This is a genomic window from Gemmatimonas sp. (assembly GCF_044344655.1).
GTDB lineage: Bacteria > Gemmatimonadota > Gemmatimonadetes > Gemmatimonadales > Gemmatimonadaceae > Gemmatimonas.
On record NZ_JBIJCN010000018.1, the window covers coordinates 1 to 24,901 of the forward strand.

Here is a 24,901-nt window from a genome sequence, read left to right on the forward strand (position 1 = left end):
CCACGACCACACCCCCGACGCGCCAGCGCAGCGCCGCGCCCGACCCAAGCAGAGACTGCGACCGTAGGAAGACCCCGACCGTGGTTGCAGTACCCAAACTGTTGTGGCAGTGCCCAGACCGTGGTGGCAGTGCCCCGACCTCAGCTTCGACCCCGACCCCGACCCCTGCGTGCTAGTCCGCCAGCACGACGCGCGGCATGAGCACCGCCCACAGCACAGCATGCACCGGGGTCTCCACGCCGTACTGCGCGCCAAGCCGCACGACCGCTCCGGTCTGTGCCTCGAACTCGGTAGGACGCCGCGCCAGCAGGTCGCGCGCCATGCTCGTGCGTTCGTCCGGAGGCAGGCCGTCGTATCGCTGCCACACCACGTCTTTTGCACGTTCTGGCCACTCAACACCCACGGCTCGGCCCACCGCAATCACCTCATCGAGCGCGTGATCGATCAGCGCCCGGGTGGCCGGAACAGTGCGTACGGTACCGAACGACTCGCCGGTCGCCGCCCCGACCACCCCGATCGGTTCGATGAACAGAAACTTCTCCCAAAGCGCCACCGCCATGTTGGCGGGCAGCAGCGCCTGCAGGCCGGCGGCATTGAGGCACGCCGCAATGGCGGGGATCTGCGCGGCCACCGCCTGATGCGGCGGGTGCCCGGAGCGGAAGCCGAATTCCAGCAGCGGCACCACGGCCATGTGGCGGATGCGCCCCGGCGCTGCCTGTTCGGCAATCACCCGGCAGACCCCTTCGAGCACATGCCCGGGCCCGAGGGCGGCGGCGAGGTGCACGCTGGCCTCGACGCCGTTTTGCAGAGGAATCACCGCCGTGTGGGCCGCGAGCAGCGGCGCCAGTGAGGGTGCCACGGCGGCCACCTGCGTGGCCTTTACACCCACCAGGACCACGTCGACGGGGCCAATCGTGGCCGGATCGTCGGTAGCGTGGACCGGGCAGAGATGGAGGTCGCCGTGCACGCTCTCGAGCTGGAGCCCGTCGGTGCGCAGGACCTCGAGCGTGCGTCCTCGGGCGAGGAAATGCACCTCGTGGCCAGCGGCGGCGAGGCGGGCGCCGAACACGCCACCCACCGCGCCGGCGCCAACCACGGCGAAGCGCACTAGTTCTTGCTCATGGTGAAGCCGGCAATGTGCGCATCCGTGTTGTGCCCCATGCGGAAGCCCACCATGCCGTCAGTCGTCTTGAGCTTGCCCGCACCGGTCACATCGGCCTTGGTGTAGCTCGCCACTTCCTGGCCGTTGATGGTGCACGAGACCTTGTCACCCTTCACGCTCATCGCGATCTCCTGCGACACCGGCTTGCCCTTGGCTTCGGCCTTGTTGACCGCCGGGTGCGCGCCGCCACGCGGGCCGTTCATCTGGAACGGCGCGGGACCGAAGCCGCGCACAATGAAGTTCCCGTTCCCGTAGGCCGCGCAGTACAGGTAGCTCGCGTTGTCAGTGCCGAGCTCGTTGCCGGCGATCACGATGCCGTACGGGTGGGGGTGGTTGTTCAGCGCCGAGTACGCGCGCTCGGAGAAGGTCGCCTTCACCGTGTAGTCACCCGACGCCTTCATGCCGGGGTTCCAGTACGTGCTGGAGGGACCCGTCGTCGCGTGCATGCCCGGCCCCATGGTGACGAACTTGGCGCTGTCGATCGTCATGCCAGCCTTCGCTTCCTTCGCGTCGACGGCGCCCATCCAGCCCTTCACCTGGATGCCACCCTTCACCGAAATGGACTGGTCCTGCGCATGAACGAGCTGGGGCACGAGGGCGAGCGCGAGGGCCGCGGCGGCCCCGTGCATGAAACGCTTCATCGATGACTCCTGAGCTTCGGGAATGGCTTCGGTCGGACAAGCCGGTGGGAAGCGGAAAACTGCGTCGTTCCCGCCGGAGTGCAACTATACGGCGGGTGCGCGGGGTGACCCCCCCCCCGCGCCCCGCACCCACGAGCGCTTACTCGCCGCTCGGTAACTGCGGCACCCCGTTCACCGCACTGCTCTGCAACAGCCCCGTGCTCGAGTAGATCGCCAGCTTGTCGCGCGTGTCGATGATGTCGAGGTTGCGCATCGTAAGCTGCCCGATGCGATCGAGCGGGGAGAAGTACTCCTGCCCCTTCTCCATCGTGAGGCGTTCGGGCTTGTACGTGAGGTTGGGGCTCGACGTATCCATGATGCTATAGTCGTTGCCACGACGCAGTTCGATGGTCACCTCACCCGACACGGCGCGCGCCACCCAGCGCTGGGCGCTTTCGCGCAACATGAGCGACTGCGGGTCGAGCCAGCGCCCCTGATACAGCAACCGGCCGAGCTTGCGCCCGTTGATGCGGTACTGCTCGATCGTATCTTCGTTGTGAATGCCCGTCACGAGGCGCTCGTACGCGATGAACAGCAGCGCGAGCCCCGGCGCCTCGTAGATGCCGCGGCTCTTCGCCTCGATAATGCGATTCTCGATCTGATCGGTCATCCCGAGGCCGTGACGGCCACCAATCACGTTGGCTTCGGTGAACAGTTCGAGCGCGCTGCCGAACTCCTGACCGTTGATCGCCACCGGATAGCCTTCCTCGAAGCGGATCGTCACGGTTTCACGCGCGATCGTGACCTCGTCCTTCCAGAACGCCGCCCCCATGATGGGCTGCACGATGTGCATGCCCTTGTTCAGGAACTCGAGGTCCTTCGCCTCGTGCGTCGCACCGAGGATGTTCGAGTCGGTGGAGTACGCCTTCTCGACGGACATCTTGTACTCGAAGCCGCTCTTGATCAGGTACTCCGCCATCTCCGTGCGGCCGCCCAGCTCATCGATGAACTGCTGATCGAGCCACGGCTTGTACACGCGCAGGTTGGGGTTCGTGAGCAGGCCATAGCGGTAGAACCGCTCGATGTCGTTGCCCTTGAACGTGCTGCCGTCACCCCAGATGTTCACGTCATCTTCGCGCATCGCCGCCACGAGCATCGTGCCCGTCACCGCGCGCCCGAGCGGCGTGGTGTTGAAGTAGGTCTGCCCGGCGGTGCTGATGTGGAACGCGCCGCACTGCAGCGCCGCCAGCCCCTCCGCCACCAGCTGGGCGCGGCACTCGATCAACCGCGCCTTTTCGGCACCATAGGCCATCGCCTTGCGCGGAATTTCCTCGTAGTCCGTCTCGTCGGGTTGCCCGAGGTTGGCGGTATAGGCGTAGGGCACGGCGCCCTTTTCGCGCATCCAGTGAAGGGCTGCGCTGGTATCGAGACCGCCGGAGAAGGCAATGCCGACCTTCTCGCCGATGGGAAGACGCTGGAGGATGTTGGCCACGGGTGTCCTGGGTGTCCTAGAGGTGAGACAACCCCGTAAACTAATCAGGCGGGCCCGGCGGCCCTACCATCCGGTCAGTGCCGCCGAGATGCTGGCCGCTGGCCGCTCGCCCCCCACGGCCGACATGCTGGACGCGCGGGGTGGCTCCATGATTTCCAATGAATGAGGTGCAATGTGACGCGCGACGAACGTCCGTATTTCCCGATCATCTATGTCCGCGGCTACGCCATGACCGATGGTGAGGTGGAGCAAACCGTGGCTGACCCCTACATGGGGTTCAACATCGGCTCCACCAAACTCCGCCAGCAGTATCCCCGGTCCGTGGTGCGGCATGTCTTCGAATCGCCGCTCGTACGCCTCATGAAGGACGAAGGCTATCGCGACACCTTCGTCGACGGCGCAGAGCTGCCGAACGACCTCGAACCGTCGCCACGCTCGGTCTGGATCTACCGCTACTACGACGAGGCGTCGCGAGAGCTGGGCGCCGGGAGACGCCACGAGATCGAGCACTATGCGCAGGGGCTGCTCGATCTGGTGAACACAGTGCACGACCGGTATGTGCCCGGGGACCGCGCGCGCCACGGCAGCGCCACCGACGCGTTCCGTGTGTATCTCGTCGCGCATTCCATGGGCGGCCTCATCTGCCGGTCCATGCTGCAGCGGCTCTCGCCCAACGACCGGCGCATCGACAAGGTGTTCACCTACGCCACACCACACGGCGGGATCGATCTGCGCGGGATCGGCAACGTGCCGGGGTTCGGCCTGAAGCAGTCGGAGACCTTCAACGAGCAGCGTATGCGGGAATACCTCGCGCTGCCCACCAACGCGACCGTCAACTCGCTCAATGGCTGCTTTCCCGAAGAGCGTTTCTTCTGTCTCGTCGGCACCAATCACGATGATTACGGCCTGGCGAAATACGCGGTGGGCCCCATGAGCGACGGCCTAGTGCGGATCGTGAACGCCACCGTGGCCGACACCCCACGCGCCTTCGTGCACCGCTCGCACTCGGGGCACTATGGCATCGTCAATTCTGAAGACGGGTACCAGAACCTTCGGCGCTTCCTCTTCGGTACCATGCGAGTGGACGCCTTCCTCGACGTGGAGGAGATCATGCTGCCGTCGTCGGTGCAGGACGAGAAGGACGCGGGGCACGCCATTCGCGCCGACTATCTGGTAGACGTGATCGCGCGTGTGCGTGGCGCCCGATGGGATCTCCACCGGCGCACGGGCGACGAAGGCTCGGCGGTGCTCATCGAGTATGACCGTCATGTGCGCGCGCGGCAGCCGGTCCATCTCGCCAGTGTCTTCCTCTCCAACCGCGCGCGCGTGGATGCGTCGCGCCCCACGCTTGGCTTCAGCCTCGACGTGGGCGTGCAGGTGCCCGAGTACCAGATCGACGGCAAAGCGTTCTGGCAACGCGATCATTACGACGGTGGGTACCTCTTCCGCGACAAGGTGAACCTCGAGGCATATTTCGTGGAGGGTACGGGCTGGTCGTTGCGCTACGGGTGGGACACCGAAGCACCGAATGCGGTGAAACACACGGCGCACGCCCACCAACCCGTGCCCGACAACTGGGTCTTCGAGTTGCCCGCCCTGCAGAACACCCGTCCGGGACTGCGTGCGGTGCTACGCCTCGAGACCCGTCCGTGGAACGAAAGCTGACCGCGAGAAACGATCATGTCCCTCCTGTCGCGTCGTGATGCCCTGGCTCGCCTGAGCGCTATGCTGGCGCTGCCACTCGTTGAGTGGCCACAACTGGCCGACGATCCGCTGCACGGCACCATCGCGCAGTATCAGGCCGGGCGCCTGCGCGGCGAGTACACCGCCCTCGACATCACGCGGCGGGCCCTCGAGCGGTGCCGAACTGGTGGCGTCGCGACACGGGCGATCGACCTGCTCGCCGAGACGGCGCTCGCCGAAGCGCGTGCGTCGGACGCGCGCGTGCGGCAGCGGGCCCTGCGCGGGCCGCTCGATGGTGTTCCGCTCTTCGCCAAGTCGATCTACGATCTCGAAGGGACCGCCACGTCGGCGTCGAGTGCGGAATGGGCGCGGCTCTTTCCCACGCCGGTGAAGCGCGATGCGATCGAGGTGGAACGCCTGCGCGCCGCGGGTGCGGTCCTGCTGGGCAAGACGGCAGCCGACGACTTCGCCTATCGCGGCAATGGGACATCGAGCCATACCGGTCAGGTGCTGAACCCGTATGATCCGGCCGGCCGCAAGACGCCCGGTGGCTCGAGCGCCGGCAGTGCCGTGGCCGTGGCGTCCGGCCTTGCCTTTTGCGCCTTGGGCACCGACGACGGTGGGTCGAACCGGATTCCCGCGCAGTTCACGGGGGTGGTCGGGATGAAGCCCACCTTTGGGCGTGTTCCCCGCAGCGGCGTGATCCCCACGTGGCCCGTGCTGGACACCCACGGTCCCCTCGCCCGCACGGTGGCCGACGCCGCCCTCATGCTCGATGCAATCGCCGGGTACGACAGTGATGATGCGCTCTCGTTGCCCGGTGCATGGCAACGCGGACAACTCGGAGCACTCGATGCACACGCGCTGCGGGATGCGCGCCTGGGGTTCGTGGAAGTGCACGCGCCCCGCGCACAGATGACGACAGAATGCCTCGCCCTGCTCGATGCCGCGCTGGTGGATTGCACCAAGGCAGGGGCGATCGTCGAAGCCTTCACCCCGTCGGTGGATCGCACCAACTATCGCGAACAGTTCGCGGCGGCGGCCACGGCCCGCGGGGATGTGGCACCGAACGCAAACTCGCCGGCCAGCACCGCCAACGCTCTCAGACGCTACTTCGAGCGGCAGGGAGTGAACGCGAACGAGGCGATCCGGCATGGTCTCGCGGCGTATCGGGCCTTCTACGACGTGCTTCCGGCCGACTGGGACACCATGGAGCCGCTCACGCGCGTGGCCTACGAGCGGGACCCGGCGGCGGTGAGCTTCCTGCAATCGCGTGCGTCGGTCGTCGCCGCACTGGCGTCGAGCATGAAGACGCGCCGGATCGATGTCATGATTTATCCCACCATGCCCTTCGCGGCGCCCGACGCCACATCGCCATGGCCCGACGTGCGCACCCCTCTCGGCTACGGCAATTGGCTGGGGCTACCCGAGGTCTCGGTACCCGCCGGCTACGGCAGCGACGGCCTGCCGGCCTGCAATCTCAGTTTCGTGGGGCTCCCAGGCAGCGACGCGCGCGTGCTGGCGTATGCCCACGCGTACGAACAGGCAAGCCGCCGGTTCCGCATGCCCGCGGCGCGGTGACCAACAGACGCAATCAGAACACCGCGTGCTCACCGCGATCGTCCGCCAGTTCGCCGCGCAACAATTTCGCGTAGTGGTCCGCTAGGGTGTCCGATCCGAACGACGGCGTGGCCGCGGCATCGTACCGCTTCTCCACCGGATCCCACACCAGCATCGACTCGGTGGCATAGTAGCGACCAATGCGCGCAAACTCGGCCCTGTTTCGGAGCGGCGGGACCACCGTGCCGAGCACACCGAGCACCGCGATGATCACATCGAAGAAGCCCACCGGCACACTCGTGAACTTCGGCGGCGTCCCCGCGAGCGAGAACAGCAGTTCGCCCTGCTGCCTCAGCGTAAGCGCGGGCCCGGGACCACCGATCGGCAGGATACGATTAGCGCGTGCAGGATCGGTGAGGCATCCGGCAAGAAACTCGGCAAGATCATCGTCGCTGATGGGCTTGCAGGCGGTGAGACCACCGTCGCCAAAGAGCAAAAAGGGCTTGCCCTGCTGCACCCGCTTCACCTGTCCCGAGATGCTCTTGAAGAACGCCGTGGGGCGCACGATCGACCACGTAAGCCCCGAAGCCATGAGCGCCTGTTCGAAGGCGAGCTTGGCATGTTGAAACGCGAGCAGCGGCTTCTGCACGCAGATGGCCGACAGCAGCACGAAGTGCGACACGCCGGCCTCTCTGGCTCCCTGCAGCACGTTGAGGTGTGCGTGATGATCGATGGCCCACGCGTCGCGCCGACCGCCGGTACGCGAGGCCATGCAGCTCACCACGGCATCGAACTGTTCGCCCCTGAAGCCATCGCGCGCCACGCTGGCGGGATCGGTCACATTCCCGGTGCGCACGGTGGCGCCGCCGATCTTCGGCGCCGTGCCGTCTCTGGCGCGCACGAAACAGACGACGTCGTGCCCGTGGCGTACCAGCGCCCGCACGGTGGCACGGCCGATGGTGCCGGTCGCACCCACCATGAACACCCGCAGACGGTTTGGAGCAGCGCTGGTGGAAGAATCAGTCATCGACGTCGAGTGGTGAAGGCACGGCCCATCGCACATCCCACATGGTATCCCACGCCGTAAATTTGACGGAGCGCGCAAGCCCCGCGCGGCGTGTTGCACCGCATTGGCCATCCCCGCAGACCGACAGACGATGTCACTCGACCTCCCCACCCCGCTCGTGAGTACTACGTGGCTCGCCGCGCACCTGCACGATCCATCGCTCCGTCTGTTCGATGCGAGCTGGTATCTGCCGACGGCGGGACGCAGCGGTCACGCCGAGTACGAGGCCGCCCACATTCCCGGCGCAGTCTTCGCGGATCTGGATGCGCTGGCCGATGAGCGTGCACCGTACCCCCACACCATGCCCTCGCCGGAGCGGCTGGCCGAACGCCTCGGCGCCCTCGGCATCGGTAACGGGCATGTCGTTGTGGTCTACGACGGGTCTGGCCAGAATTTCAGCGCGCCGCGCCTGTGGTGGATGTTGCGCACCATGGGCGCCACGGTAGCGGTGCTCGATGGAGGCCTTCCACGCTGGCGTGCCGAGGGGCACGCCGTGACCACTGACGTCACAACGTATCCCGCGACGACGTTCTCACCCAACGTCGATCCCTCGCGCTGGCGCGATCTGGCTGACATGCGCCGCAACGCGTCCGACGGGGGCGAGCAGGTGGTGGATGCCCGCTCGCCCGGACGCTTCAGCGCCGAAGAGGCCGAACCGCGCGCCGGTGTGCGCGGTGGGCACATTCCGGGGGCCCGCAACGTGCACTACGCCACGCTGGTAGACGGCGACGGACTCCTGCTCCCGGCCGAGGCGCTGCAGGCACGCTTCGCCGCCGCCGGCATGCAGCTCGATGGCCCCATTACGGCGAGTTGCGGGACCGGCATCACGGCCTGTGCGGTGCTGCTGGCGCTGGACGTGGCTGGGGCGCGACAGACCGCGCTCTATGACGGCAGCTGGACCGAGTGGGGGAGCCAGGCCGATACACCGGTGGCCACGGGGCACTGACCGTTCGATTCCGGCGGCGATCCTCCCTCGAACTTGCGGGGCGCGCGAACACGCGTTGATTCGCTGGGATGATCCCATTCCTCACCCAGCGTCTCGCACGACCCACGGCGGTCGCCCTGTTCTCGTTCGGCCTCACCGCCGGCGTCATCGCTGCGCCGGCGCAGGCGCAGGCGCCGGCCCGCGCCAGCGCCAGCGCGCTCACCCTCTGGAAGCAGGGCGGCTCGGCGTTCGGCATCTTCGTACCGAGCGAGCGGGCACCGGGAGCCACGGATGCGAACGGCAAGCGTCTCCCACCGCTGTATACCGACGCTGGGGCGAAGGCGCTCGCTGCCAATCCACTGCTCGACTACCTGTTCCTCAATCTCGAGGGGCAGTACGACGCGGGCGCCGTGAAGGCCATGGTGGCGGGACTGGCGTCGCAGCCGGCGACGTCGCGCCCGACACTGCTGGTGCGCATCCCCACCATCGAGGCGGCGGGCGTGGACAGCACGCGTGCACGGGTAAAGGAGGTACTCGCATCCGGTGCCGACGGCGTGGTCATTCCGCACGTGCGCAGTGCCGCCGAGGCGCGCATTGCTGCGGGCTTCTTCAGGGACGCCAACGTGTGGTCGCGCACGAACCCCACAGGCACCGTGGTCGCCATGCTGATGATCGAGGACAAGGGCGCGGTGGATGAGATGTCCGACATCGCGGCCATTCCCGGCTACAGCCTGCTCTCGTGCGGTATCGGCAGCCTCACGCAGGCGCTCGGTGGGCGCGAGAAGGCCGGCGATGCCGAGGCAGCCTGCCAGCAAGTGCGCGACGTGAGCGAGAAGGCGGGCATGCCCAGCATGATGACCGCGAATGACAAGACGCTCGGTGATCGCATCACGCGCGGCTATCGCGGGCTGCTGCTCATGGGCAACAACACGCAGACCGATGACCTCATTCGCAGCGGGCGCGCGCTGGTGAAGCGCTGAGCGGGTCGCCGCGTACTACGGTTCGACCGTCGCCGACGTGATGTAGTCGAGCGCCGGAAACCACTTCTGCAGATAGCTGTTCCCCTGGCGCACGATGCGTGAGGGGTTGGGCTCCTCACCGTACTCCGCATTGAGGGCGCGCACCACGCGCATCCCCTCCACGACGGTGCCGAAGGGGGAGAAGAGCTTCTGGCCATCCAGCTTGCGCGCGTTGTTGGCCGTGCTGATGAACAGCTGGGCCGCGCGGGAGCCCGGGCCGTTGGCAGCGAATGCGATGGTGCCGTCGGCATTGCTCGAGCGAATGGGATCGTCGGCAATCGCCGCCGTATCCCACATGGCGTTCACTCTGGGATCACCGTGAATGCCGAACTGCACGATGAAGCCCGGGACCATGCGGAAGAACCGCACATCGGTGAAGTAGCCGATCGTGACCAGCTCGTGGAAGCGATCCGACCCGCGGGGCGCGAGTGCACGCTTCACCTGCACCACGAATGGTCCTTTGGAGGTCTCGAAACGCACGCGATAGCTGTCGGGGCTGCGGCGTGGCGTGGTCGACGGAGCGGGCACCACCGGAGCCGCCGCCACCGCACTGTCGGTTCGCACGGGGGGCGGTGTCTTGTCACTGTCGCATGCCATCAACAACAAACTGGCGGTGAACACCACACCCATTCGCGCACGATGCATGAGCATGATCAGCGTCCGCGCCGTTCCAACTCCTTCTTCACGGCCGTGAGGCGCGTGATGAAGGGGACCAGCACGATGCCGGGCATCACTAGGAGCGGCACAAACAGCACAGGATTGATCGTCGGCCTGAGCACCAGCACGAGCACGAAGGCGAGAATCACCACCGCATCGATGATCGCGATCGTGATGAACCAGCGCAGCAGCTTCGCCTTCATCGCCTCGAGCATGTCAACGGGCAACGCAGTGAGGTCACGCATGGAGTCTCCGGGCGGTTGCTCGTAAGCAACAGTAGAATTGGAATCTGCACAGATTAGCTCCCGCGTCGCCGTTGTTCACCCCCTCGTCCCTGACCCGCCCGCCCATGCCGCGCCTTCGCTCCGCCGCCCTGCTCGTTCTGGGGACCCTATTCGCGCTCCCCGCATCGGCACAGGCTCCCGATGCCATCCCGGCGAGATACCGTGAGGTGGCCAACCGCATCATCGCGGCGGCGCAGGCGGACTCCATGGGCGCGTGGCATCGTATCGCCGAACTGTCCGATCGCTTCGGTCACCGCCTGTCGGGGTCGGCGGCGCTGGAGGAGGCGATCGACTGGACGGCGGCGACCATGACGCGCGATGGCCTGAGCAACGTGCACAAGGAAAGGGTCATGGTCCCCCACTGGGTGCGCGGCGAGGAGTCGCTCGAACTGGTGGCCCCCCGGAGGCAGCGGCTTCCCATGCTGGGGCTGGGTGGGAGCATCGGCACCCCTGCTGAGGGGATCACCGCCGAGGTGATGGTGGTGGCGAGCTTCGACGAGCTCAAGGCGCGCGCATCCGAGGCGAAGGGCAAGATCGTGCTCTACGATGCAGAGTGGCGCGATTACGGCTACAACGGGGCATTTCGCCGTGTTGGGGCCATCGAGGCGGCAAAAGCCGGTGCGGTGGCCAGCCTGGCCCGCAGCGCCGGCCCGTACAGCATGCGCACGCCGCACACGGGCAGCATGAGCTACGACAGCACGGTCACGCGCATTCCGCACGCAAGTGTCACGGCAGAAGACGCCATGATGATGCGCCGCATGATCAATCGCGGCGACACGGTGCGGGTCACGCTGCGCATGGGCGCGACAACACGGCCCGATGCACAGAGCCACAACGTGATGGGGGAGCTGCGCGGCAGCGCGAAGCCCGACGAGGTCGTGGTCATGGGTGGGCACATCGACTCATGGGATGTCGGCCAAGGCGCCATGGACGATGCCGGCGGTGTGGTGGTGGCGTGGGAAGCCATCCGGCTGCTCAAGCGGCTGGGCCTCACCCCGCGCCGCACGATTCGTGTGGTGGGATGGACCAACGAGGAGAACGGCATGCGCGGCGGCAACGCCTACCGAGACGTGCATCGCAACGAAGTGCATCAGCTCGCGATTGAAAGCGACGGCGGCGTGTTCGCGCCGCTCGGCTTCGGTTTCACTGGCACCCCCGAGGCGCGAAAAGCCGTGGAGGCAATTGGCTCACTGCTGATGCCCATTGGCGCGGGCAAGATCGGCCCCAGCGGCGGCGGCGCTGACATCGGCCCGATCATGGCCACCGGGGTGCCGGGCATGGGGCTCGAAGTGGACGGCACGCGGTACTTCTGGTTCCACCACACCGATGCCGATACGCCCGACAAGCTGGATCCGAAGGAGGTGCAGCGGTGCGTGGCGGCGATGGCCGTGATGGCGTTCATTGCCGCCGATCTGGAGCAGTCGCTGCGATAAGCGGTCCAGCCGGTGTAGTTTGTGGGGATGAACATTCCTAGGCTCTACCGCCTCGTGGCGGCCGACGGCAGCACCGTCTCGAGCACCACACCGGGCACGCTCGGTGGGCACCGCAAACAGCGCATCTACGGGCGCCTCGACTGCAAACAGGCCCGGCGAGCGCTCGCCACGGGGCGGAGCTACGAGCAACAGCGCGTCTTCTTCGCCGACGAGGCCACCGCCATTGCAGCGGGTTATCGCCCGTGCGCGGTGTGCCTGCCGGAGGAGTACCAGGCGTGGAAGGCCAAGCAGTAGCCTGAACTCGGCGCCGCGGACTCCAGCATCCGACCGCGCCGCCGCGTACAGTCGGATATGACGCCTGCCATCCCGCCGTCCCGCCGTCTCGTTCTGCTGTACACGGCCCTGTCACTCAGCGCGTGCTCCCTTCTGGGTACGCCCACGGCAGCGCGGGCTCAGGACGGCTCCGGCACCGATCGCACCGCAGCGCCCGTGAATCCTGAAATGGTGCCGCGCCCGTCGTTCCGCGCCACGCGCACCGCCGCACCTATCGCGATCGACGGGAAACTCGATGAGGCGGCATGGGCGACGGCGCCGGTCCTCACGGACTTCGTGCAGCAGCTACCCAACACGGGATTCCCGTCGCGCTTCCGTACCGAAGTGCGTCTGCTCTACGACACGAAGCACCTCTATGTGTCGGCGCGAAACTTCGATCCCGAACCAGACAAGGCCATCACGGTGGGGCTCGAGCGCGACTTCGTGTCGAGCAACAGTGACATCTTCGGTCTGGTGCTCGACACCTTTCACGATCGGCGCAATTCGTTCCTGTTCCTCGTGAACCCCAAGGGGGCCGTGCGCGACGAACAGACCTTCAACGATTCCCGCACCATCGTGGACGCCTGGGACGGCATTCACACCGTGCGCACCACGCAGCAGGACAGCAGCTGGACCGTAGAGATGGTCATCCCGCTCAAGACGCTGCGCTTCGATGCATCCCGGGACCCGCAGGCGTGGGGGATCAACTTCATTCGTCGGGTGCGGCGTGTGAATGAGACGAGCTACTGGGCGCCACTCGAACGGCAGTATCGCCTCCATCGCATGTCGAAGGCGGGGACCATCGAGGGGATCTCAGGGCTGCAGCAGGGACGCAACCTGCAGATCAAACCGTATGCCCTCGCCGGCAATTCGCGCGGCGCGCAGGTGCCCTCCGCCTCGCTCGGCAGCAAGGCCGACGTCGGTGGCGACATCAAGTACGGAGTGACCCCGTCGCTCACGCTCGACCTCACCTACAACACCGACTTCTCGCAGGTCGAGGTCGATCAGCAGGTGGTCAACCTTACCCGCTTCGGCATTCTCTTCCCGGAACGCCGCGAGTTCTTCATCGAGAACAGCGGCTCGTTCACCTTTGGCGATGTGGCCGAGCGCAACTACCGCATGGGTGCAGAGCTCCGTGACTTCACGCTCTTCAACTCTCGGCAGATCGGTCTCACCGGCGATGGTCTCCCCATCCCCATTACCGGTGGCGGTCGCCTCACCGGTCGCGTAGCGGGATGGGAGGTGGGCATGCTCGACATGCAGACGCAGCGGGCCGGGGCGAGTGCCGCCGAAAACTTTGGCGTGGTGCGCCTCCGCCGAAACGTATGGGGCAATTCGGATATCGGCGTGCTAGCCGCCAACCGCCAGGCGACCGACGGCAGCGAGGCCTTCAATCGAAGCTACGGCGTCGACGCCAACATCCGGTTACTCGGCAATCTCATCATCAACACGTATCTGGCTGGCAGCCGCGCCGACACGGCCACCTCCAATGGCAGTGCCGGGCGCGTATCGGTCGCCTATCGCGGACGCCTCTGGAATAGCTCGGCGATGTACAAGCGCGTCACCGATCATTTCGATCCGGGGATCGGCTTCGTGAACCGCCGCGGCTTCGAGCAGTGGTACGCCACCACCGGCATTCATGCCCGCCCCAAGGTGCCGCTGCTGCAGGAGGTGAACCCCTACCTCGAGGCCGAACGCTTCGTGGGCATGGATGGCGCACTGCAGTCACGACGCGTGGTAGGGGGCCTGGATCTGAATTTCCAGCCCGACGGCGAACTCAAGCTCGAGGTGAACGACTGGTTCGATCGCCTCGATCAGCCGTTCACGCCATTCGCCGGGCGCACCATTCCCGTGGGGAGCTACGCGTTCCGCAACGCGAGGGCCACCTATACCTCGACGCAGCGCTATCCATTCTACGGGAACGCCAGTGTGCAGGTGGGTGAGTTCTACAATGGCACCAATCAGACGGTGAGCGGTGGGCTCACCTGGCGCCCCCGCTACGACGTCAGCCTCGAAGGCACGTACCAGCACAACGACGTGACGCTGCCCAGCGGCGCCTTCAACGCAGACCTCGCAGGCGTGCGGCTCAAGTACGCCCGCTCCACCACGCTCTTCGGCAGCGCCTTCGTACAATACAACACGCAATCACGCAGCTTCGTCACCAATGCCCGCATCGCGTGGCGCTACGCCCCACTGAGCGACGTATTCCTCGTGTATACCGAACGACAGAATACGCTGACCAACGTGCGCAACGAGCGCTCGGTCGCGCTCAAGGTCACCCGCATGGTGGCGTGGTGACCCGCTGACTGGCCTTTCGACCCGGCTTGGCGATGTACAGCGTGTGGAACGGACCACTGGTCGCGTGGGCGCGCACCTTCATGTCGGTCACCACGCACCCGGCCCGCTGCAAGGCGCCGGCAAAACCGGGGTCGTCACCCACCGACCAGTACGCGATCACACCACCCGGGCGGAGCGCCTCCATGGTGGCCACGATGCCGCCGGCCGAATAGAGACGCGAATTCTCGGCCATGATCATCCCTTCGGGGCCGTTATCGGTGTCGAGCATGATCGCGTCGAAGCCGTCAGGATTGGCGCGCAACACCTTCACCACATCCTCGTGCACGATGCGCACACGAGGATCCTGCATCGCCTCAGCCGACAGCGCGTACTCGGGGTTGGCGTTCCAGGCGATCACCTCCGCCATGAGCTCGGCCACCACCACTTCAGCGGTGGGCCCCACGTGGCGCAGCGCTTCGCGCAGCGTGAACCCCAGGCCCAACCCACCAATCAGGACCCGCGCGCCCTCTCGGTCGGCGAGGCCGGCGCACGCCACCTCAGCCAAGGTGTCTTCGCTGAGGTGGCGCCGTGTGGACATCAGTTCCACACCATCGGCGCGAATGAGGTACGCGCCGTCGTGACGATAGAACTGCAGGAGGGTGCCGTCAGGCGTGCGGGCTTCGCCCAGGCGTTCGAGTGGCTTCATGCCACCAAGCATAATGGATGGAGGTGTCCCGTGGTCAGTTCCACCCAACGACGATCGGGCAGAATCAGCGCCCTCCCGCCGCACGTTGCAGGAGGGCGCGCCATACCGTGAGTCGTTCGTTGGCAGCACGGACCGCGGAATCCGTCGGCACGCCGTCGGCATCCTGCAACGCCTCAATCACACTGCTGTGCGACGCTGCCGCGCGCTCGATCTCTGCGGCCAGAGCAGCATCGCCACGCTGGCGGGCCGCAACGGCGAGTGGCGCTCCGTCACGCATGGCATCGTAGAGTGCCACGGAGAGATCGTGCTGCTGCCGGAGTGCGACGAGTGGGGTCGTGACGCGGGGGTCCATGCGCACACGGAACGTTTGCGTAACGACGGCACCATCCACGGTGAGTCGCGCCGTGTACACGCCCGGCATGACCCATGGACCCTCGGGCTCGCACTTCGTGTTGAACGGCGTGGCCGAGATGGGCAGCGAGCACTCCGTGGTGGGGCGCGCGTAGTGCAGATCCCACACGAATCGCTGCAGCCCCGCCTTGCGCGATGGTGCCGCGGCCGGCCGGAACCAGTACCACGGCACATTGCCGGCGTCAGCTGGCGCCGGCGTGGGATCGTCGCTGCGGTACGTGCGGATCACACGCCCGCGCGTATCGACGATGTCAATCATCACCACCTGTGCGTCAGCGGGCAGGTAGTAGTCGATCATCGCGCCGTCGGGCGGATTCTCGGCGCGCGGCTCGTCGGGCGGGATGGGCGTATCGGTATACATCGAGTAGCGGACCCGCGTAGCCGTTGCCGGCTTGAAGAGCGTCGCCGCGCTGCGGGCGCTCGCGCCGTTCCATTGGCGCATCGAGGTGACATTGTCGAGGATCCAGAAGCCACGACCGTGGGTGCCCACCGCCACGTCATCGTCCTTGACGATGAGGTCCCGGATGGAGATGGGGGGCATGTTGAGCGTGAGCGGCTGCCACGTATCACCGTCGTTCATGGACACCCATACGTGTGTTTCCGTGCCGGCGTACAAGAGCCCGCGGCGCACTGGATCCTCACGAATCACATTGGTCGGGGCATCGTCGGCCATGCCGTTCACGATCTCCGTCCAGGTCTTGCCGCCATCCCGGGTGCGATAGAGATGCGGACGCAGGTCATCGAGGCGGAAGGTGTTGACGGCGGCGTAGGCAGTGTTGGCGTCAAAGTGGGAGGCGTCCATGATCGAGACCTTCCACCACGGGCCAAGTTGCGGCGGCGTCACATCAGTCCAGGTGCGGCCGCCGTTGCGCGTCACATGAATGAGTCCATCATCGGTGCCGGCCCAAATGGTGTTGGAGTCCACCGGGCTCGGCGCGATGGTGTAGACCACACCACGCCGCGTGGGTTTGGCCGCAGGAGTGGTAGCGTAGATGCCCACGCTCGGCGGCACTGCCCAGGTGGAGCGCGACAGATCGTCGCTCAACCGCTTCCAATCCTTGCCACCGTTCACAGTCTCCCATACCACATTGGTGCCGTAGTACAGCTTCCGTTTGTTGATGGGGGAGAAGAGGATCGGCATGGTGCGGATGCCACGGAAGTAATCCGGCCCGCTGCCCGCAGTGCCGCGTCCACGCCCGGCATTGGGGCTGACGTTCTGCACCTGTCCGGTGCGACGATCAAAGCGCGTGACCGTGCCGCCGTAGTAGATGTTGGGATCGAGTGGATCGGGAGCCACGTAGCTGTATTCACTCGCCCCCACCGGACGCCAATCGCGATAGGTAATGCTGCCGTCGTTGCCACGGCTCGACACGCACGCGGAGCCCGACTCCTGCTGACCGCCGCAGAGCATGTAGGGCCAGTTGTAGTCGGCAGTCACGTGGTAGAACTGCGCCGTGCCCTGGTTGTACCACGAGCCCCACGTCTCACCGCCGTTCACGGTGATCACTGCCCCCTGATCGGCGGCAAGCAGCATGACCTGCGGGTTGGTGGGGTTGATCCACAACCGCTGGTAGTCGTCGCCACCCGGTGCGCCGCGCAGACTTTTCCAGGTGTATCCGCCATCGGTGCTTTTCCACGCCACGATGTTCATCGTGTAGAGCGTGTTGGGATCCCGCGGATCGACGGTGATGGAGGCGAAGTCGTCACCACGCCCGTAGAAGCGGGAGTCATCCGTGGTACGCACCCACGTGGTACCCGCATCGTCGCTGCGATAGATGCCGCTCTTCGCCCCCGCCGTGGCCGTGATATAGAGGCGTTTCGGATCGCTCGGGCTGATCCCGATGCCAATGCGACCGAGGCCATCCGCGGTGGTGGGAAGACCGCCGGCGAGTTGTGTCCAGGTGGCGCCACCATCGGTGCTCTTGAACAGCCCGGAGTTCTTTCCGCTCCACGCCGCGTTCTCCCATGGCCCCTGACGAGCCTCCCAGAGGACGGCATATACGGTATTGGGATCGTTCGGCGAGAGGAGCACGTCGGCGCCGCCGGTGTTCTCGTCCTTGTACAGCACGCGCTCCACGGTTCGTCCGCCATCTACGGAGCGATAGATGCCGCGCTCGGTGTTGGGACCGTACGGATGACCGAGGACCGCCACGAAGATGCGGTCGGGGTTGGCCGGATCGATCGCAATACGAGGGATTTGCTGTCCATCTCGCAGGCCAAGATGCTGCCAGGTGCGCCCGGCATCATTGGAGCGATAGAGGCCGTTACCGGTGGACAGATCGGGGCGCTGCAGTCCTTCGCCGCTGCCCACGTAGATGATGTCGGGGTTTGACGGTGCCACCTCGATCGCCCCGATCGATCCGCTCGACATCGCGTCGAAGATCGGCTGCCAGGTACGACCGTAATCGTTCGACTTCCACACACCCCCGTTGGTGGGGCCGATGTAGAACACATTGGGCTGCTGTACCACGCCCACCGCACTCTTGGTACGCCCGGCGCGGAAAGGTCCAATGTGACGCCAGCGAAGGCCATGCATGGCCTCGCTGGCGAGCGCCCCCACCACGGCCTGGGCGGAGAGCGGTTCGACGGCGGCCGCGAGCGCCAGAAGCGCACCGGCGATGAGAGCAGGAGTGCGGAGCATTTGGGGAGGGCTGGAGAAGTCGTGCTTCCCGAATCTTCCGCCGCCTCGGCGAATGTCCAGCTATCGACCGGTTCCACCAAACGTTACTGTCCCACCGATGCTTACACGACGACGCTTCCTGACCCAGCTCACCCTCGCGCCGGTGGCGGCACGGCCGCTGGCATCGCTATCCGCGCTGACCGTGCTGTCCGGTGCGGAGGCGGCGGCCGACCTGGTGATCGTGGGTGGCGGCGCGGGTGGCTGTGCGGCAGCGCTCGCTGCCTGCCAGCGTGGCTTGCGCGTGATCATGACCGAGGAATCCCTGTGGATTGGTGGTCAGTTCACGGCGCAGGCGGTACCACCCGATGAGAACCGTTGGATCGAGTCGATTGGCGGGACGGCCAGCTACCGCGCGCTTCGCGAGACGGTGCGCGACCATTACCGGCGCGATCCGGCACTGCTCGAACGAGCCCGTCGCAATGCGCGACTCAATCCGGGAAACGGCTGGGTGTCACGCATATGCGCCGAACCACGGGTGTGGCTGGCGTCGATCGAGGCGATGCTCGCTCCACATGTGGCCGAGGGTCGCTTGCGTATCCTGCGCGGCACCCGACTCCATGGCGTCGATGTGCACCGCGACGTCATCCGCGCGGTGCGCGTGCGCGATGCGCGTGATGCTGAGCAAGTGCTACACGCGAGATACTTCGCGGACGCCACGGAACTTGGTGACCTGCTGGCGCTGAGCGGCGCCGAGCACGTGAGCGGCGCCGAGTCGCGGACCATGACAGGCGAGCCGCACGCGCCTGCAGAATATCAGCCCGACAACCAGCAGAGTTTCACCGTGGTGTTCGCCATGGAGCACCGCGCCGGCGAGCATCATGTGTCTGATCGTCCCGCCGAGTATGCGCACTGGCGGGCAGCGACGGTGGAAGTGAACGGCACGGCATGGCCCCTGCTGGGCTTCGAGGAACCGGCCAACAAGCGGATCGGCTTCGATCCCGTGGCACGCACCGGCTACTGGTCCTACCGGCGCATCATCGACCAGACGCTGTTTACCCCGGGCACGCATCCCGGCGACGTCACGCTCGTGAACTGGTGGCAGAATGACTACGCCGACGGTCCGCTGGTGGGCGTGCCAGCCAGTGATGCGGCGGCCCATGTGCGCGCGGCGGGGGCGCTGAGCCGCTGTCTGCTGTACTGGCTGCAGACCGAGGCGCCACGGCCCGATGGTGGCCTGGGATGGCCCGGGCTGCGGCTACGGGCCGACATCGTGGGCACCAGCGACGGACTGGCCATGATGCCGTACATCCGCGAAAGCCGTCGGCTACTCACGCAAACGATCGTGCGTGAGCAGGATGTGCTGCGCAGCCTGCAGCCCGCCGGCAAGGAAACGACCGCGTTTCCCGACAGCGTGGGCATCGGGCACTATGCCATGGACCTGCATCGCACCACGCGCGGCGACACCGGCGGCTACGGGGATACGATCCCCTTCCAGATCCCGCTCGGCGCACTCGTGCCAGTGCGTCTGGGCAACCTGCTGCCGGCGTGCAAGAACTTCGGCGTCACACATCTCACGAACGGCTGTTATCGCCTGCACCCCATCGAATGGAACGTGGGTGAAGCGGCGGGGCATCTGGTGGCACAGGCAATACGCACGCAGGTACCACCAACGGCCATTCACGCCAATGTCGAGCGCACGCGAGATCTGCAGCGCACGCTGACCAACGCCGGTGTACCGCTCGCGTGGCCCACACCCTTGCCGACCACATGACGACCGTGACCGACGCTGCCGTCTTTCACCTGTGCACGCGCGCCGCATTCGCGGCGGCGCGAGCGGCCGGTGCGTATCGCGCCGACAGTCTGCAGCATGAGGGCTTCATTCACCTCTCGCGGGCGCATCAGGTGCTGCCCACCGCGCGGGCGTACTTCGCGGGCGTGCCTGACCTCGTGCTGCTGGTCCTCGACGCCGCCTCGCTCGGCGAGGCGCTCGTGTTCGAGCCGCCGGCCCCGTTGCCCACGGCTACGCCCAAGCCGACCGACGCCGACGCCGACGCCGACGCGCTGTACCCGCACTGCTACAGCGCCATCGACCTGGCCTGTGTCGTGGACGTGATGGACCACTCGTCCTTCACCGGCGTGCCGGTGCATGCGGACACGATGGCGCTGCTCCGGCAGTATCGCTTTGATCGGCTCCCCGTTGAAGGCACACTGTATCGCGAAACGTGGCGATCGGAGCAGCGGCTCGATTCGGGCGCACCGACCGGCACGGCAATGGTGGGGCTGTATGCCGAGAGCCTCGGCAGCCTTTCGCGGTTTCACCGGCTCGCGCACGACGAAGTGTGGCACGCCTACGGCGGTGATCCGTTCGTGCTCCACCTGCTGCACACCGACGGCACCACGAGTGAGGTCACGATGGGGACCGATGCCGCCGCAGGACAGCAGGCGCAGGTGGTGATTCCCGCCAACACCTGGCAGGCCGGATGCCTGCTGCCCGGGGGTCGGCATGCCCTCTTCGGGTGCACGATGTCGCCGGGCTTCACGCCGTCGTGCTTCGAGGCGGGACACGTAGCGGAACTGACCGCCCGCTATCCGGCAGCGGCCGCAATCATCGCCCGACTCGGCGTGACCGACGATCCCCCGGTCTGCTAACGGGTCCTCCGTGGTGAGGCACCCGACGGCAGCATTCGTTCATGCTCTTCGCCCCCAACCTCTCATGACTTCGCCAGCGACTATGCGCGCCGTGCGCCTCGTACGCCCCGGCCATCCGGTCGAGCTGCACGAGATCGCCGTACCCACACCAGGACCGCACGACGTGCTGATTCGCGTGCGGGCCGCCGGGATCTGCCACTCGGACGTGCACTACCGTGCCGGTCGCTCTCGGGTGGAACCGCTACCGCTGACCCTTGGCCACGAAGTGGCAGGTGAGATCGCGGCGGTGGGCGCCGAGGTGCGCACGCGTGCCGTGGGTGATCGCGTGTGCCTCCATTACCTCGTGATTTGCGGCCAATGCGACCATTGCCTCGCTGGGCGTGAGCAGTTCTGCGGCACAGGGCTGATGCTGGGCCATTTTACGGACGGCGGTTGGGCCGAGTACCTCGTGGTGCCCGAGCGCAATGCCGTGCGCTTGCCCGACACCGTGAGCTTCGAACATGGAGCGGTGATGATGTGCTCATCGGCCACATCACTGCACGCCCTGCGGAAGGGGCGTGTTGCCGCAGGCGATACCGTGCTGGTGGTTGGTGCCGGCGGCCTTGGCTTGTCGGCCGTGCAGATCGCACGTGAGCTGGGAGCGTCCCGTGTGATTGCCGCCGATCGCAGTGCCGACAAGCTCACGCTCGCCGAACAGTGCGGTGCTGTGCCGCTCGACGTGTCGGGGATGTCGCCGGCCGACGCGGCACAGGCAGTGCGTGCGCTTGCAGGGGGAGAAGGCGTGAATGTGGCGCTCGAGCTGGTGGGTCACGCCGACACGGTGCAACTCGCGCTCAAGAGCGTGGCCCCGCTCGGGCGTGCGGTGATCGTGGGGCTCAACGATGTCCCGGTGCCAGTGGACACCTATCGTGATCTGATTGGCCGCGAGGGTGAGCTGATCGGCTCCAACGATCACCTGCTATCAGAGCTGGAGGAGCTCACGGCCATGGCCGCGCGTGGCGCGCTCGTGCTGGATCGCGTAGTGACGCAGCGCGTGCCCCTCGATGCCGCACCGATCAACGCCGTCCTCGACGCGCTGGAACAGCATCGTGCGCCGGCGCGCACGGTGGTGGTGCCCTAGTCGCTGCGGCGGCACACGACCCGATCCATGTGCCGCCCCGGCTCCACCACGGAGCTCCTCGAGCAGCACGCGTCCGAAAGGCGCATTGCCGAGCTCGCTCGCGCCGTTGGTGTGCCCCGAGGGCACCTGTGTTGTGGTGCGCGCCCGGCGGAGATACGTTCGCGAGGTTCGACCGCCATCCCCCACACGCGGAGACCGCATGCTCCCTGAGTTGCTAGTAGCCACGGAGTTCGACTTCAGCCGGCTGCGCGGTACCCGCCCGGTGGCCGCTGGGCAGTGGGACGATGTGTTGCGCGTGGACGCCGAGCGCGAAGGGGTCGTGGTAACGCTACGACTGTCGTTGCGCGACGGCACGACATTTACCGCCCACGACGACGCACCGGGGTGGGATGATCTGCTCGAGCATGCCGAATCAGCGCTTCCTGCCTTCCCCGGGGCGCGCGATTGGATGCCGCAGCTCAACGGCACCACTGGTGTGCTCACCATCTACGAGCGCCCATCGTAATCGGCGTTTCGTACCGGGATGCCCGTCGGGCGTGTCTCGTTCGTCACCTTTCTCCACGATGTCATGACCGTACGAATCGCGCCGTGCCGAGTGTTCCGCAGCACGCTCGTTGCCGCACTGCTTCTGGGGACGGGAGCTGCGCGCTCTACAGCTTCGGCACAGACTATCGAACTCGAGGCGGCCTCGATTCAGCAGCTCGCGCGCGCGATGGATGCGGGCACGGTAAGCAGCGAGAAGCTCGTGGCACTGAGCCTCGCCCGCATTGACGCCTACGATGACCGTGGACCGCGTGTCAATGCCGTGATGACGCGCAATGCGAAGGCCCTCGAGCAAGCACGCGCGCTCGATACCGAACGCAAGACCACGGGGCGTCGCTCGCTGCTGCACGGCATTCCCGTGGTGCTCAAAGACAACTACGACACCTACGACCTCCCCACCACCGGTGGCTCGGTCCTGCTCGAAGGGTCTATTCCACCCGATGACGCCTTTCTCGTGAAGAAGTTGCGCGAGGCCGGCGCGGTGATCATCGCCAAGGTGAACCTGTCGGAGTTCGCATCCGGGACGGCGTTCAGCTCCCTGGGCGGGCCGACGCGCAATCCACATGACCCGACACGCACCCCCTCCGGTTCATCGGGAGGCACCGGGGCGGCCATCGCTGCCGCCTTCGCCACCCTTGGCCTTGGCACCGACACGGGCGGATCGATTCGCGGACCAGCCACCGTGAATGGCATTGTTGGGCTCAAGCCCACCCTCGGACTGCTCAGCCGTGACGGCATCATTCCGCTGGCGCTCAGCTTCGATACGGGGGGACCGATGGCACGCCATGTGAGCGACATCGCCGTGGCGCTCGGTATCCTCGCCGGTGTTGATGCTGCCGATACGGTGACCAGGCGAAGCGAAGGCCGGACCGAGACCGACTACACACGGTACCTCGACGCAGCGGCGCTCAAGGGAGCCCGCATCGGTGTGGCGCGTGACTTCATGGGGTTCGACGGGGAAGTGGACTGGGTGATGGAGGCGTCGATCGCCACGATGCGCGCGGCAGGCGCCACCATCGTGGATGTGCGGTTGCCCAAGTGGTTGCTCGAGGCCAAGGGCGAGTTCTATGCGGCGGTGCGCTATCCCGAGTTCACGGCGCAGATCGAGCAGTATCTCGCCACACTGAAGCCCGGGTATCCGCGCACGCTCGCCGAGATGATCGCCCGCTCCGACTCGATCGTTGCGCCACGCGCCGACGGCGCAGGGCCGCATCCGGTGCGATGGAGCCTATTCCGTCGTGAGCTCGCCAGCGGGACTCTGACCGACCCGCGCTACGCGGCGGTACGCACCCATGCGCTGCCGCTCGTGGCCAGCCTGCTCGATGGGATCATCACGACCAACACCCTCGATGCGATCGTGTATCCCACGAACCCGAAGCGACCCGATCTGCTGACCGCACCACCCGAACCGCCTGGCGGCGGCGCGGCGAGCGGATCGAATCTCGCCAATCTTTCGGGGTTCCCCGACCTGATCGTACCGGCCGGGTTCACCACCGATCGCCTGCCGGTGGGCATCTCCTTCCTTGGGCGTGCGTTCAGCGAACCCAAACTCTTGGGGCTCGGCTACGCCTTTGAGCAGCGTACCAAGGCACGACGGCTGCCGGTGCACACACCGCCGTTGGCGGGTGAGAAGCTGCCCATCAAGTAGAGGCGCTCAGAAACTCCCGGTGAACTGATATCTCGAGGCCGGGTGCCACATGGCCGCCACGGACGCGACGCGGCCCATGGAGCGGGTATGCCGTCGCAGCACCAGACAGGGTTCATCCGCCGACATCGTGAGCATGGTCGCGATCGATACCGGCGGCTGCACCGCCTCGATCACGAACGAGACACCCTGCAAGGGCGCCACGCGCATGAGGTAGGCATTGGGCGTCTGCGACGTGAAGTCCTGCGCCAGATAGTCCGGCGCGACGTCGGGGTGCACATAACGGTCGTCGACCTGAATGGGCCGGCCATTCTCGAAGTGCACCACGACGGAATGAAAGAGCGTCGCCCCCGATCGCCCCCCGAATGCCCGAGCCAGTACCGCATCAGCGCGGCATCGTTCGAGCCGATGCAACTCGCTCCGATGCACGTGTCCACGCGCGGCGATCTCTTCGGCGATGTTGCGGATCTCCACCAGCGTGGCCTGGTACTTCTGCTGGGCCACGTAGGTGCCAGAGCCCTGCACTCGCTCCACGATCTGCTCTGCGCTGAGTTCGCGGATCGCGCGATTCACGGTCATGCGCGACACACCGAACTGCCGCGCCAACGCCTCCTCACCGGGAATGGCGTCGCCCTCCTGCCAGTGGCCGTTCTGGATATGTCGCAGCACATGGCGCTTCACGCGCTCGTAGGCCGGGAGGCGCGGGGTGGCGCTCAT

General features: G+C 66.4%; 21 protein-coding genes. 12 read left to right on the top strand and 9 right to left on the bottom strand.

Annotated features, from left to right (window positions below; genetic code table 11):
* Window positions 1-172: 172 nt before the first annotated feature.
* From ACIQ51_RS06800 to argG, 3 genes are all read right to left on the bottom strand, one after another.
* Window positions 173-1,108 (bottom strand): 2-dehydropantoate 2-reductase, encoded by a 936-nt coding sequence (locus ACIQ51_RS06800; RefSeq protein ID WP_396204271.1) that lies wholly within the window; start codon window positions 1,106-1,108, stop codon window positions 173-175.
* Complete coding sequence (locus ACIQ51_RS06805; RefSeq protein WP_396204272.1) at window positions 1,108-1,803, bottom strand: hypothetical protein; 696 nt, start codon at window positions 1,801-1,803, stop codon at window positions 1,108-1,110. Before ACIQ51_RS06805 ends, ACIQ51_RS06800 begins: the two co-directional genes overlap by 1 nt.
* 139 nt (window positions 1,804-1,942) lie before the next feature.
* A complete protein-coding gene (gene argG / locus ACIQ51_RS06810) occupies window positions 1,943-3,274 on the bottom strand; it encodes an argininosuccinate synthase (RefSeq protein WP_396204273.1) in 1,332 nt (443 codons plus the stop codon).
* A 174-nt stretch (window positions 3,275-3,448) separates the two neighbouring features.
* Here argG and ACIQ51_RS06815 point away from each other — a divergent pair, with 174 nt between their 5' ends.
* Window positions 3,449-4,939, top strand: a complete 1,491-nt coding sequence (locus ACIQ51_RS06815) for an esterase/lipase family protein (protein ID WP_396204274.1) — start codon at window positions 3,449-3,451, stop codon at window positions 4,937-4,939.
* Between the two features lie 15 nt (window positions 4,940-4,954).
* Window positions 4,955-6,538, top strand: coding sequence for an amidase (locus tag ACIQ51_RS06820; RefSeq protein WP_396204275.1), 1,584 nt, complete (start codon window positions 4,955-4,957; stop codon window positions 6,536-6,538).
* A gap of 13 nt (window positions 6,539-6,551) precedes the next feature.
* Here ACIQ51_RS06820 and ACIQ51_RS06825 read toward each other — a convergent pair whose 3' ends face one another.
* Window positions 6,552-7,496, bottom strand: a complete 945-nt coding sequence (locus ACIQ51_RS06825) for an NAD(P)H-binding protein (RefSeq protein ID WP_396204322.1) — start codon at window positions 7,494-7,496, stop codon at window positions 6,552-6,554.
* A gap of 178 nt (window positions 7,497-7,674) precedes the next feature.
* Between ACIQ51_RS06825 and sseA the strand changes: the two genes are divergently transcribed.
* Together sseA and ACIQ51_RS06835 are read left to right on the top strand one after the other, a co-directional pair.
* Complete coding sequence (sseA, locus tag ACIQ51_RS06830) at window positions 7,675-8,529, top strand: 3-mercaptopyruvate sulfurtransferase (protein ID WP_396204276.1); 855 nt, start codon at window positions 7,675-7,677, stop codon at window positions 8,527-8,529.
* A gap of 68 nt (window positions 8,530-8,597) precedes the next feature.
* Window positions 8,598-9,488, top strand: coding sequence for an aldolase/citrate lyase family protein (locus ACIQ51_RS06835; protein ID WP_396204277.1), 891 nt, complete (start codon window positions 8,598-8,600; stop codon window positions 9,486-9,488).
* Window positions 9,489-9,503: 15 nt separating this feature from the next.
* Here ACIQ51_RS06835 and ACIQ51_RS06840 read toward each other — a convergent pair whose 3' ends face one another.
* Entirely contained in the window at window positions 9,504-10,178 is a 675-nt protein-coding gene (locus ACIQ51_RS06840) for a peptidylprolyl isomerase (RefSeq protein ID WP_396204278.1), read from the bottom strand.
* Between the two features lie 2 nt (window positions 10,179-10,180).
* The gene (locus tag ACIQ51_RS06845; RefSeq protein WP_396204279.1) at window positions 10,181-10,429 is read right to left on the bottom strand and encodes a hypothetical protein; all 249 of its coding nucleotides are present in this window, start codon (window positions 10,427-10,429) and stop codon (window positions 10,181-10,183) included.
* A gap of 104 nt (window positions 10,430-10,533) precedes the next feature.
* On the opposite strand from ACIQ51_RS06845, the gene ACIQ51_RS06850 reads away from it, so the two are divergent.
* From ACIQ51_RS06850 to ACIQ51_RS06860, 3 genes are read left to right on the top strand one after another with little or no spacing between them, the layout of a single operon-like run.
* Entirely contained in the window at window positions 10,534-11,901 is a 1,368-nt protein-coding gene (locus ACIQ51_RS06850) for a M28 family metallopeptidase (RefSeq protein ID WP_396204280.1), read from the top strand.
* A 27-nt stretch (window positions 11,902-11,928) separates the two neighbouring features.
* Window positions 11,929-12,195, top strand: coding sequence for an Ada metal-binding domain-containing protein (locus tag ACIQ51_RS06855; protein ID WP_396204281.1), 267 nt, complete (start codon window positions 11,929-11,931; stop codon window positions 12,193-12,195).
* A 57-nt stretch (window positions 12,196-12,252) separates the two neighbouring features.
* Window positions 12,253-14,511, top strand: coding sequence for a DUF5916 domain-containing protein (locus tag ACIQ51_RS06860; RefSeq protein ID WP_396204282.1), 2,259 nt, complete (start codon window positions 12,253-12,255; stop codon window positions 14,509-14,511).
* Here the strand turns inward: ACIQ51_RS06860 and ACIQ51_RS06865 are convergent.
* Window positions 14,489-15,196, bottom strand: a complete 708-nt coding sequence (locus ACIQ51_RS06865) for a spermidine synthase (protein ID WP_396204283.1) — start codon at window positions 15,194-15,196, stop codon at window positions 14,489-14,491. The genes ACIQ51_RS06860 and ACIQ51_RS06865 overlap by 23 nt on opposite strands.
* 64 nt (window positions 15,197-15,260) lie before the next feature.
* Window positions 15,261-18,248, bottom strand: coding sequence for a glycoside hydrolase (locus tag ACIQ51_RS06870; protein WP_396204284.1), 2,988 nt, complete (start codon window positions 18,246-18,248; stop codon window positions 15,261-15,263).
* Between the two features lie 97 nt (window positions 18,249-18,345).
* Between ACIQ51_RS06870 and ACIQ51_RS06875 the strand changes: the two genes are divergently transcribed.
* The 5 genes from ACIQ51_RS06875 (at window position 18,346) to ACIQ51_RS06895 (ending at window position 24,187) form a co-directional block, all read left to right on the top strand.
* Window positions 18,346-19,998 (top strand): FAD-dependent oxidoreductase, encoded by a 1,653-nt coding sequence (locus ACIQ51_RS06875; RefSeq protein ID WP_396204285.1) that lies wholly within the window; start codon window positions 18,346-18,348, stop codon window positions 19,996-19,998.
* Complete coding sequence (locus tag ACIQ51_RS06880; RefSeq protein ID WP_396204286.1) at window positions 19,971-20,876, top strand: cupin domain-containing protein; 906 nt, start codon at window positions 19,971-19,973, stop codon at window positions 20,874-20,876. Before ACIQ51_RS06875 ends, ACIQ51_RS06880 begins: the two co-directional genes overlap by 28 nt.
* A gap of 64 nt (window positions 20,877-20,940) precedes the next feature.
* Window positions 20,941-21,996 (top strand): alcohol dehydrogenase catalytic domain-containing protein, encoded by a 1,056-nt coding sequence (locus ACIQ51_RS06885; protein ID WP_396204287.1) that lies wholly within the window; start codon window positions 20,941-20,943, stop codon window positions 21,994-21,996.
* A gap of 199 nt (window positions 21,997-22,195) precedes the next feature.
* Window positions 22,196-22,501 carry a hypothetical protein gene (locus ACIQ51_RS06890; RefSeq protein ID WP_396204288.1) on the top strand — a complete coding sequence of 102 codons (306 nt, stop codon included), beginning with the start codon at window positions 22,196-22,198 and terminating at the stop codon, window positions 22,499-22,501.
* A 63-nt stretch (window positions 22,502-22,564) separates the two neighbouring features.
* Window positions 22,565-24,187: an amidase family protein gene (locus tag ACIQ51_RS06895; RefSeq protein WP_396204289.1), complete on the top strand. Its 1,623-nt coding sequence runs from the start codon at window positions 22,565-22,567 to the stop codon at window positions 24,185-24,187.
* Between the two features lie 6 nt (window positions 24,188-24,193).
* On the opposite strand, the gene hutC is transcribed toward ACIQ51_RS06895, so the two are convergent.
* Window positions 24,194-24,901, bottom strand: a complete 708-nt coding sequence (hutC, locus tag ACIQ51_RS06900) for a histidine utilization repressor (RefSeq protein ID WP_396204290.1) — start codon at window positions 24,899-24,901, stop codon at window positions 24,194-24,196.

What these genes read in the sequence shown, in the direction of transcription:
- ACIQ51_RS06805 (WP_396204272.1), bottom strand. Translation starts at nt 1,803, where the DNA reads ATGAAGCGTTTCATGCACGGGGCCGCCGCGGCCCTCGCGCTCGCCCTC.
- ACIQ51_RS06820 (WP_396204275.1), top strand. Translation starts at nt 4,955, where the DNA reads ATGTCCCTCCTGTCGCGTCGTGATGCCCTGGCTCGCCTGAGCGCTATG.
- ACIQ51_RS06825 (WP_396204322.1), bottom strand. Translation starts at nt 7,496, where the DNA reads ATGGTGGGTGCGACCGGCACCATCGGCCGTGCCACCGTGCGGGCGCTG.
- sseA (WP_396204276.1), top strand. Translation starts at nt 7,675, where the DNA reads ATGTCACTCGACCTCCCCACCCCGCTCGTGAGTACTACGTGGCTCGCC.
- ACIQ51_RS06835 (WP_396204277.1), top strand. Translation starts at nt 8,598, where the DNA reads ATGATCCCATTCCTCACCCAGCGTCTCGCACGACCCACGGCGGTCGCC.
- ACIQ51_RS06840 (WP_396204278.1), bottom strand. Translation starts at nt 10,178, where the DNA reads ATGCTCATGCATCGTGCGCGAATGGGTGTGGTGTTCACCGCCAGTTTG.
- ACIQ51_RS06845 (WP_396204279.1), bottom strand. Translation starts at nt 10,429, where the DNA reads ATGCGTGACCTCACTGCGTTGCCCGTTGACATGCTCGAGGCGATGAAG.
- ACIQ51_RS06850 (WP_396204280.1), top strand. Translation starts at nt 10,534, where the DNA reads ATGCCGCGCCTTCGCTCCGCCGCCCTGCTCGTTCTGGGGACCCTATTC.
- ACIQ51_RS06855 (WP_396204281.1), top strand. Translation starts at nt 11,929, where the DNA reads ATGAACATTCCTAGGCTCTACCGCCTCGTGGCGGCCGACGGCAGCACC.
- ACIQ51_RS06860 (WP_396204282.1), top strand. Translation starts at nt 12,253, where the DNA reads ATGACGCCTGCCATCCCGCCGTCCCGCCGTCTCGTTCTGCTGTACACG.
- ACIQ51_RS06865 (WP_396204283.1), bottom strand. Translation starts at nt 15,196, where the DNA reads ATGAAGCCACTCGAACGCCTGGGCGAAGCCCGCACGCCTGACGGCACC.
- ACIQ51_RS06870 (WP_396204284.1), bottom strand. Translation starts at nt 18,248, where the DNA reads ATGCTCCGCACTCCTGCTCTCATCGCCGGTGCGCTTCTGGCGCTCGCG.
- ACIQ51_RS06875 (WP_396204285.1), top strand. Translation starts at nt 18,346, where the DNA reads ATGCTTACACGACGACGCTTCCTGACCCAGCTCACCCTCGCGCCGGTG.
- ACIQ51_RS06885 (WP_396204287.1), top strand. Translation starts at nt 20,941, where the DNA reads ATGACTTCGCCAGCGACTATGCGCGCCGTGCGCCTCGTACGCCCCGGC.
- ACIQ51_RS06890 (WP_396204288.1), top strand. Translation starts at nt 22,196, where the DNA reads ATGCTCCCTGAGTTGCTAGTAGCCACGGAGTTCGACTTCAGCCGGCTG.
- ACIQ51_RS06895 (WP_396204289.1), top strand. Translation starts at nt 22,565, where the DNA reads ATGACCGTACGAATCGCGCCGTGCCGAGTGTTCCGCAGCACGCTCGTT.
- hutC (WP_396204290.1), bottom strand. Translation starts at nt 24,901, where the DNA reads ATGAGCGCCACCCCGCGCCTCCCGGCCTACGAGCGCGTGAAGCGCCAT.